Origin of the sequence: Ornithinibacillus halophilus, from assembly GCF_900129485.1 — a bacterium.
In the GTDB taxonomy this organism is placed as follows: domain Bacteria; phylum Bacillota; class Bacilli; order Bacillales; family Amphibacillaceae; genus Ornithinibacillus; species Ornithinibacillus halophilus.
In genome coordinates, this window is record NZ_FQVW01000077.1 from 1 (window position 1) to 8,380 (window position 8,380).

The 8,380-nt window shown below is 35.7% G+C and carries 9 protein-coding genes; 3 read left to right on the top strand and 6 right to left on the bottom strand.

Translation table 11 applies throughout. The features are described 5' to 3' along the window. Positions 1 to 257 precede the first annotated feature (257 nt). The 6 genes from BUB12_RS16705 to BUB12_RS16730 all read right to left on the bottom strand — a co-directional run bounded on the left by BUB12_RS16705 (position 258) and on the right by BUB12_RS16730 (position 6,350). The gene (locus BUB12_RS16705; RefSeq protein ID WP_072892047.1) at positions 258 to 524 is read right to left on the bottom strand and encodes a DUF1292 domain-containing protein; all 267 of its coding nucleotides are present in this window, start codon (positions 522 to 524) and stop codon (positions 258 to 260) included. A 120-nt stretch (positions 525 to 644) separates the two neighbouring features. Continuing rightward, positions 645 to 1,334 carry an OmpA family protein gene (locus BUB12_RS16710; protein ID WP_072892048.1) on the bottom strand — a complete coding sequence of 230 codons (690 nt, stop codon included), beginning with the start codon at positions 1,332 to 1,334 and terminating at the stop codon, positions 645 to 647. Beyond that, the gene (locus BUB12_RS16715) at positions 1,324 to 3,159 is read right to left on the bottom strand and encodes a MotA/TolQ/ExbB proton channel family protein (protein ID WP_072892049.1); all 1,836 of its coding nucleotides are present in this window, start codon (positions 3,157 to 3,159) and stop codon (positions 1,324 to 1,326) included. The genes BUB12_RS16710 and BUB12_RS16715 overlap by 11 nt, the downstream gene beginning before the upstream one ends. Before the next feature lie 130 nt (positions 3,160 to 3,289). Then, positions 3,290 to 3,487 carry a hypothetical protein gene (locus BUB12_RS16720; RefSeq protein WP_407668461.1) on the bottom strand — a complete coding sequence of 66 codons (198 nt, stop codon included), beginning with the start codon at positions 3,485 to 3,487 and terminating at the stop codon, positions 3,290 to 3,292. A 75-nt stretch (positions 3,488 to 3,562) separates the two neighbouring features. Then, positions 3,563 to 5,515 carry a heavy metal translocating P-type ATPase gene (locus BUB12_RS16725; protein ID WP_072892051.1) on the bottom strand — a complete coding sequence of 651 codons (1,953 nt, stop codon included), beginning with the start codon at positions 5,513 to 5,515 and terminating at the stop codon, positions 3,563 to 3,565. 292 nt (positions 5,516 to 5,807) lie between these two features. Then, the gene (locus BUB12_RS16730) at positions 5,808 to 6,350 is read right to left on the bottom strand and encodes an NADPH-dependent FMN reductase (RefSeq protein WP_072892052.1); all 543 of its coding nucleotides are present in this window, start codon (positions 6,348 to 6,350) and stop codon (positions 5,808 to 5,810) included. Positions 6,351 to 6,507: 157 nt separating this feature from the next. On the opposite strand from BUB12_RS16730, the gene BUB12_RS16735 reads away from it, so the two are divergent. The 3 genes from BUB12_RS16735 to BUB12_RS16745 all read left to right on the top strand — a co-directional run bounded on the left by BUB12_RS16735 (position 6,508) and on the right by BUB12_RS16745 (position 8,083). Further along, positions 6,508 to 7,377 (top strand): proline iminopeptidase-family hydrolase, encoded by an 870-nt coding sequence (locus BUB12_RS16735; RefSeq protein ID WP_072892053.1) that lies wholly within the window; start codon positions 6,508 to 6,510, stop codon positions 7,375 to 7,377. 25 nt (positions 7,378 to 7,402) lie between these two features. Further along, positions 7,403 to 7,588: a hypothetical protein gene (locus BUB12_RS16740; RefSeq protein ID WP_072892054.1), complete on the top strand. Its 186-nt coding sequence runs from the start codon at positions 7,403 to 7,405 to the stop codon at positions 7,586 to 7,588. A 90-nt stretch (positions 7,589 to 7,678) separates the two neighbouring features. Continuing rightward, positions 7,679 to 8,083 carry an MscL family protein gene (locus BUB12_RS16745; protein WP_084063392.1) on the top strand — a complete coding sequence of 135 codons (405 nt, stop codon included), beginning with the start codon at positions 7,679 to 7,681 and terminating at the stop codon, positions 8,081 to 8,083. The last annotated feature ends 297 nt before the right edge of the window (positions 8,084 to 8,380 follow it).

Consider the following 8,380-nt stretch of genomic DNA (forward strand, 5'->3'; position numbering starts at 1 on the left):
GTAGTACCCTGGCTCACCAGCCGCCCACGGCAAAGAAGACACTGTGAAAGTGACCGAAGGAAACTTGAACAGATGTCGCACTTGTGCTGGAAGTGAAAGCGAAATGTATTTTCCGTAGCGGTCGAATTCACGTCACCACTAGCATTTGCTCGCAATTTCAAAAAATCCGAACATTCTAATGTTCGGATTTTGGTCTATCTAAGATACTTTAGTCACAACCTCTTTCGTTATTACCTTTTGGAGGGGTAAATGAAAATTTAATCTTCTTCTAAAATGGCATCAAAAGCTTCTGAAACTTTATTAAATTCCTCATCCGTTTCAATAGCTCCTAATTCCCCGTCCTCTTCAATTCGTAAGAAAAAGATATCCATATCTTCATTCTCTTCATCTCTTATGTCTTCCACGAAACCTACAGCTGCATAGTCTGTCCCTTGTAATGTAACGACAGCTAAAACTTCAACTTCCTGTTCTTCGGACGATTCATCACTAATTGTAAATACTTCTCCAACCTCAATTTTTTCCATAAGTATTACTCCTTTTTTGTAAACATGTTTATTTACTATCTTATAATATTGTTTAGTTTTCTCATGGATAGTATGTACTACCATGATGAATCCAAAAAGAGAATCGTATACACCAGATATCTATTCTCCTAAAATTTCTCTAGTTTTATTAAGGATTTCCTCATCTTTGAGACGAAATTTAAATTCTACCCTTCGTGATTCTTGCGCACTATAATCTCCGTCTTCATCTGTTCGGAAATCTGTATAAGATTTACTATTAACGGTTAGTTTATCTTCTAGATGTTCTTGAATATTTTTATATGGGAATTCATCCCCCAAAATGTAAGATGCCACATTATACGCACGATCCTGGGCTAGTTCTAAATTATATAAATATCCTCCCTGCCGATCGGTATGTCCTTCAATAATTATTTCTGCAATATATTCTTCATACCCACTTTCAAGTAGGACATCTAAATATTTCGGGACAAATTCATCTAAAAACTCAAAGGAATTTGGCTTTAACTTGGAATCATCAAACTCAAAGAGAACTTCTGTATCAAAAATGATTGCCCCGGTATTGTCATCTACTTCAATAGCTAAAGTGGTGTCTTCAAACTCTGTTTTTATATCTCCCACTAATTGAGCTCGAACTCCCATAATTTGGTCAATCGTCTTTTTCATCTCTTCAATCTGAAGTGATTTTATAACCATCATTACGATGAAAATCAATATAAAGCAAAGCAGTATACTAGTCAGCAAGTCCGTAAAAGATGGCCAAAAATGCCCTTCTTCACTCCTCTTAAACAGTCTTTGATACTTAGTATTCATTTTGGTTCATCCCTATAGTATTTTGTCTTTGCCTTTGTAAACCTTGCTGACTAAACATACTAAGTTGGCGATTTAAAATTTGGATTTCTCTACTTAATTCCTGGATCATTTGCTGTGTATAGCGAGCATTATTTTGTTGTACGTCTTCAGATAACCTACGTAATTCCATAAACTCACGTTTGATTCCCTCATTTGTCGTATTCATCGAATCAGAGATATTTCGTACAACTTTTTCCATTTTCTCACCAAGAGAGCTTTCGACCCCAGATGTATACTTGGTCAGAGCGTCTTTTAGCAGGCCAACACTAGATTCTAGTTGATTTTCTCGATGACTATAATTTTGACTTATCTGGTTGATGGTTGAGTTAATCTCATTAATTAATTGATTGTTTTTCATCCCTAATTGTTCATAGGAACTTGTAGCTTCTCTTAAGTGTTTCTCGAATGTCATCGATTCGACTGCATGTTCTTTTAAATGTTTATTGAACGTTTGATTAAAGTGTTTGAGCTCTTCAAATCGATCCATCAACAGATGTTTGTGCTCGGCTTGAGTTTGGTTGACTACTTCTAGTGCATCTGGTAATTGAACGATTGATTCTCCTAAACGATCAAAATCTCTAGTTAATTCTCCCAAATAGGTCGTGATACCACCTAGCTTCGATGATAAATCAGAACCAAATATTTGTTTGAACTCCTTATTATGCGCCTCCATCTTCTTTACTAATTGGTTACTTTGCTGCACAATTTTATTGATTGTAGAAAAGGCAGACTGTTGTTCTTCTATAATCGTTGTAATAAAGCTTTTTAGTTCTTCAACAGAACCTTCAAAATTCTTCAAAGTATCCATTTGTATGTCGGATACTTCTTTCATTTTATCAAAAGTACCTTCCACACCTTGAACCATACGTTCATTTCTACTATCCATTTTCTTAAAATACATGAACAACGAATCAAAATTATCATTTAGTCGTTTAGTGCCTTCACTAAACCCATCTGTAACTTGCTGCATGCTTCCAAACAGTTCTTGAAACTCCTGAAGATTATGACCTAACCCTTCATTAAAGGTAGCCAAATCCTTTGCTGATTGTTGTAATCCTGATGTATACGCTTGGAACCCTTCAAAAGCCTGTTCAATCCCTTGTAATGATTGCTGGTTAGAATCCTTCAAATCTACAATGGATTGATGGATATTTTCTGATACGTCAATTAATCGACTTATACCGTTCTCCTTATGACCATTGAGGTTCGATTCAACTTTCAACATAATATCTGTCAGTACGTGTTCTGTGTTCAACACTTTTGTAAGTACGGTCATAATAAGGGAGAAACCCATTCCGGCAATACTCGTATAAAAAGCAATATCAATACCTGCTAATACACTAGCTACATTTTCAACGATTTGGTCTCCACCAGCATTGATACTACCAAGAGACATCGTTAAACCAATAAATGTCCCTAACACACCAATTAAAATGAAAACCGAAACCGTTGTCTGAATCAATTTTATTAAACTGACAACTGGCACTGAGAACACGCGCCATCCAGAAAATTTCTCTTGCACAAATGTTTCAGCTTTCACGGTATCTTCTTCAAGTCGTTTATCATATTCACTCTTAAAAGACTGTAGTGGTTCTATGTCCATACGATTAGTTTCATGCAGGTAATTACGCAGTTTTCGAAGTTTTCCATATAAGGCGATATGCACAAATAACGTTACAAAAAATGCAATAAACAACACCATGAAAATTAATTCTACTAAAGGGCTAGATAATATCGCCTCTGCTTTCGCTTCGCTCGTAAAAATCTCTAAAATAGATTGTAGCACTAGTCCTCTCTCCCCTGTCCTAAAGCCTTTACTTCATTCTATTCGAAGCTTGACCAAATCATGCATTAAGCCTGAGGAGAGTAGCACTTTCTAGAAACACAAAAACCCCCTCAAAATGAGGAGGTTTTTACTAATCATCTTTTGATTGGTGAATTTGCTGTTTTACTTCTTCTGGATCCGTATCACTGAAAACATTAGTACCTCGTCCTCCAGTGTTTTTTGCAATCCATTCTTTTGCTTCGTTGTATGAAAGCCCTGAACGGCGAGCCTGTTCCTTCACAGCTTCAATATCTGTTCCTGCAACGGTATAACGTTTATTATTTGTCACAAACATTCCTCCACTTCTTTATTACATAGTTTGTGACAGCGTTTAGTTTTCATTCTAAGCTTTGTAATCATTGAACTAAGTTATAGAACTAGGGTCTCTAAGAAGGCGTAATCCATTTAAAATAACTAGTATGGTACTACCTTCGTGCCCGATTACTCCTAATGGTAGGTCAAGTATTTGTAAATAATTGGTTGTAATTAGGATAAGAATAACCGTTAAAGAGAAAAAGATATTTTGCTTTACGATACGATTCATTCGTGATGATAGACTAATAGAATTCGTTATTCTCGCTAGGTCATTTTTCATTAAAACAATGTCTGCTGTTTCTAGTGCAACATCCGTACCTTCCCCCATTGCAACCCCTACGTTAGCACTTGCTAATGCAGGTGCATCATTAATTCCATCTCCAACCATTGCAATATTGCCGTATTTTTTACGTAGTTCCTTTACATGTTCTACTTTTTCTTGAGGAAGACAATCGGCAATATATTGGTCAATTCCAGCTTCTTGTGCAACCGCTTTTGCTGTTAATTCATGATCCCCAGTTAACATCACTGGATGAATGCCTAATTCTTTTAATTTACGAATGGCTTTTTTAGTTGTTTTTCGAACTGTATCTTTTAAAGCAAAAACAGCAACAATTTCCCCTTCGACTTTTGCAAACACAACTGTTTTTCCTTGTTCAGCCAGTTCAGAAGCAATTCCATTTAAGAACTCTGACGATTGCTGTTTTCCAACAAAATCTGGTTTTCCAATTTCCCACTTTTTATCATCTACTATGGCTGTTACACCATTTCCACTGACATTTTTCATATTATAAACTTCAATGGAGCTTAATTTCTCTTTTTTATTACTAAAAGTAGTGTTTGCTTGTGCTAAAGGATGGGTAGACTCACTTTCAATCGCACCAACAACTGCTATTACATATGTCTCATCCATTGAGGAATGAACGTGAACATCAGTAACTTCAGGTTTTCCTTTTGTTAACGTCCCTGTTTTATCCAGTGCGATAGCTTTTATATGGCTTAAATTCTCAACATGGATTCCACCTTTAAACAACACTCCTTTTCTAGCTGCATTCGATATAGCAGAAAGAGTTGCCGGTGAAATAGAAGCAACTAATGCACAAGGGGATGCAACTACTAGTAGCACCATTGCTCGATATATACTTTCTGATAAGGTCCAATTAAACGCCAGGTATGGTAAAAACATCATGATACCAACAACAATTAAGACACCATACACATATTTACTTTCAAAACGTTCAATAAACAATTGAGACGGTGATTTTTCCTCTTGTGCGGATTGAACCATTTCAATTATTTTTTGGAACAAGGTTTCTGTCGGTTTCTTCGTAATTTTTACATGTAATGTTCCATCCAGAGCCACTGTTCCTCCATACACTTCGTATTGATTATCTTTATTCACTGGCATGGATTCACCTGTTATGGCACTTTCGTCAATAGCACTTGCTCCTTTAACAATGACTCCATCAGCCGGTATTCTTTCACCAGCTTTTACCAGGATAATGTCATTTATTTTTAATGACGAAACAGAAACAATCCTTGCGCCTTCCTCATCTAGTAGCATTGCTTCTTCTGGTTGTAACTCCATCAAGGATGAGATGGCCTTATTACTTTTGTTCATCGAATACGTTTCAAGAGCCCCAGATAAAGCAAAGATAAAAATTAAAATTGCCCCTTCCGTCCAATAGCCAATTATTACAGATCCAATAGCAGCTAATATCATAAGAATTTCAACATTTAATGTTTTATTCTTTATCGTTTCCGTAATTCCTTCCGTTGCCTTAGCATAGCCACCAATCACAAATGCTATAATGTGCAAACTAACCCATAGCGGTTGAGACAAAACACTTTCCATTGACCATGTAATTAAAATTAGAAAACCACTTAATAATGCAGCAATTAATTCAATATGTTCTTTTACCTTATTTATTAAATTATTTTTAATAATATCGTGTTTCTGATTAATATCTTGCTTATTGAAAACATTTGATTCTACTGACATATGTACTCCCCCCTTTTATTTAAATCCACATTTACACAGTTGTCACTGTTGGAACCCAACTATTTATAACTGTTTTTACATTATATTAATTATAATTTTAACAGTAACAATTATAATGTCAACACATAATCGATTCATTATATATTTTGTAATAAAAATGTATAGAAAGAACTTGTAATACTATTAGTTAATTGATATTAATTCTCATTTAAATAAACTAATTGAGAATGATAATTAATAACAAAAGGACAAGGGGCTATTTCCTTTGTCCTTTTATTTCATTTTATTTTATTTATTTTTTAATCCACGCAGCAAACTTTTCCATAATTCGATCTAAAAATTCTAGTGTAGACTCATCAATTAAGCGTCCTGATTGATCAAATTTTTCACTTGCAAAATTAATTAATACTTCGTTGCCACCAGGTGGTAAAACTCTTGCTGATACTCCTGGAGCAGATAAGATTTGGCGTAAATGTAATTGCGCACGTACAGTACCAAGTGCAGTTGGTGAAGCTCCAGCTGTCATCACAGGTTTATCAATTAGAACCTTATCTACTCTAGATAGCCAATCTAATGCATTCTTTAACACCCCTGGAACGGACCAGTTATATTCAGGTGTAATAATCATTACACCATCTGCATCAGCAACTTGTCTTTTAAAGTTTTTAACAACTTCTGGAGGATCAAGTTCATCATCCTGATTGTAGAATGGTAAATCTCCTATCTCCAAAATCTCTAATTCATGCTCAGATTGATACCTTTTTTGCATATTCTCTGCTAGAAACTTGTTATAAGAATCGCTTCGCAGACTTCCTACAAGTACAGCAATTTTCATTCTGTTCACCATCCATATGTAAAATTAATTAAGTATACAACTATACTTTAAATAAATAACGAAAATTTCGCAAAAAAGTTGCTTATTCAAATAATAGAAGGACTATATTTTATGATAGAATAGAAAACAAAATGATTGTACAAAAGGTGGTATAAAATTGACAGAAAAAGAAGGCTACATCGATGTCACAGGTGGAAAAGTATGGTACCGAATTCATAATCCAGAGGCAGCCGGTATACCAGTAATTATTCTACATGGCGGACCTGGTTCATCCCATTGGTCATTACAAGGATTAAGAGAACTTGCAACGGATCGTCCAGTTATTCTTTATGATCAATTAGGATGTGGAAAATCGGATCGCCCTACCGATGAATCTCTATGGAAGATTGACCGTTTTGTGGAGGAATTACACCAAATCAAGGATGCTCTTAATTTGGATACCTTTAATATTTTAGGGCATTCTTGGGGAACAACATTAGCAGCAGCATACTATTTAAAGCACCCCGATGGAGTTAATAGCATTATCTTTTCAAGCCCTTGCTTAAGTGCACCAATGTGGGCAAAAGATCAAGATGCTAACCGTAAAAAATTACCATTAGAAGTGCAGGAAACCTTAAGAATATGTGAAGAAAATGGGCTGACAGATTCAGAAGAATACAAGCAAGCAACTGAGATATTTAACAATCATTTTGTTTGTAGGCTCGAAAATAAACCAGAATTTCTGAAAGAAGGTGCTGCATTAAAAAATCGTCATGTGTACAATATGATGTGGGGTCCTTCGGAATTCCATGTGACTGGTAATCTTAGAAACTTTGATTGCACCAAAGAACTTAAAACATTCACTATTCCGACCTTGTATACATGTGGCCGCTATGATGAAGCGACACCTGAGTCTACTAGCTATTTCAGCAAGCAAACACCTGAAAGCAAATTACATATATTTGAAGAGAGTGCACACATGCCTTATATTGAACAACCTGAAGAATATTTGAGAGTAACCCATAACTTTTTAAAGATTAATGACTAGTATATTTGGAAGGTAGGTGAGCTAATTGAGTGAAAAGCAGTCACAAAAGTTTTGGAATCGTAATGTTATCGGTGGTATTGTTTTAATTCTAGTTGGAATTGTCCAAATTTTAATTGATAAAATGTTCTACCTGTCTGGTATTTTATTAATGTTAGGAGGAGCATTTTACTTAGGTGACTCTATTATAAAATTTAAGAAATCTAATTCATAGTTCATATCCCTGAGATATCCATAGATTTCACATTTGTCTCATAGATTGTCCACTTCTTTCATATCTATCAGTGAAAGGAGATGAGCGTCTATGGGACTTTTTAAAGAATTTCGTCATTTTACGATGCGCGGGAGTGCGATTGACATGGGAATTGGTGTTGTATTAGGTGCTGCACTAAGTAGTTTCATCGACTCCCTCGTACGTGATATGTTACTCCCCCCCATTGGCCTTTTCATATCAAAAATGAATATTGAGAATCTATATATTAGCCTTAGTGGACGAACATTCTCATCTCTTGCAGAAGCTCAGGAAGCTGGGGCTGTGACGATTAATTATGGTTTATTTATTTCTAACGACAATCCGTTTTATTATCATTCTATTTACTGTTTTTCTGATTGTCAGGCAAATGAATCGATGGAGAAAACCACATCAGCACCCACTAGAATCCATGACAAAAAAAGAGTGTCCCTACTGTTGCATGGCCATTCCAAGTAAAGCACAAGTTTGTCCTCATTGCTCGTCACTACAAAATGAGAAGAAACCGAAAGAACCGGATAGCCCACGTATTCATGTTAGGTAAGAAACAAAGTAACTGGGATAAATATATTTTAGATACATCAAAATCCGAACAATAGAATTTGTCCGGATTTTTAGTGGTGGCGTGAATTCTACCACTACGGAAAATACACTTCGCTTTCACTTCCAGCACAAGTGCGACATCTGTTCAAGTTTCCTTCGGTCACTTTCACAGTGTCTTCTTTGCCGTGGGCGGCTGGTGAGCCAGGGTACTAC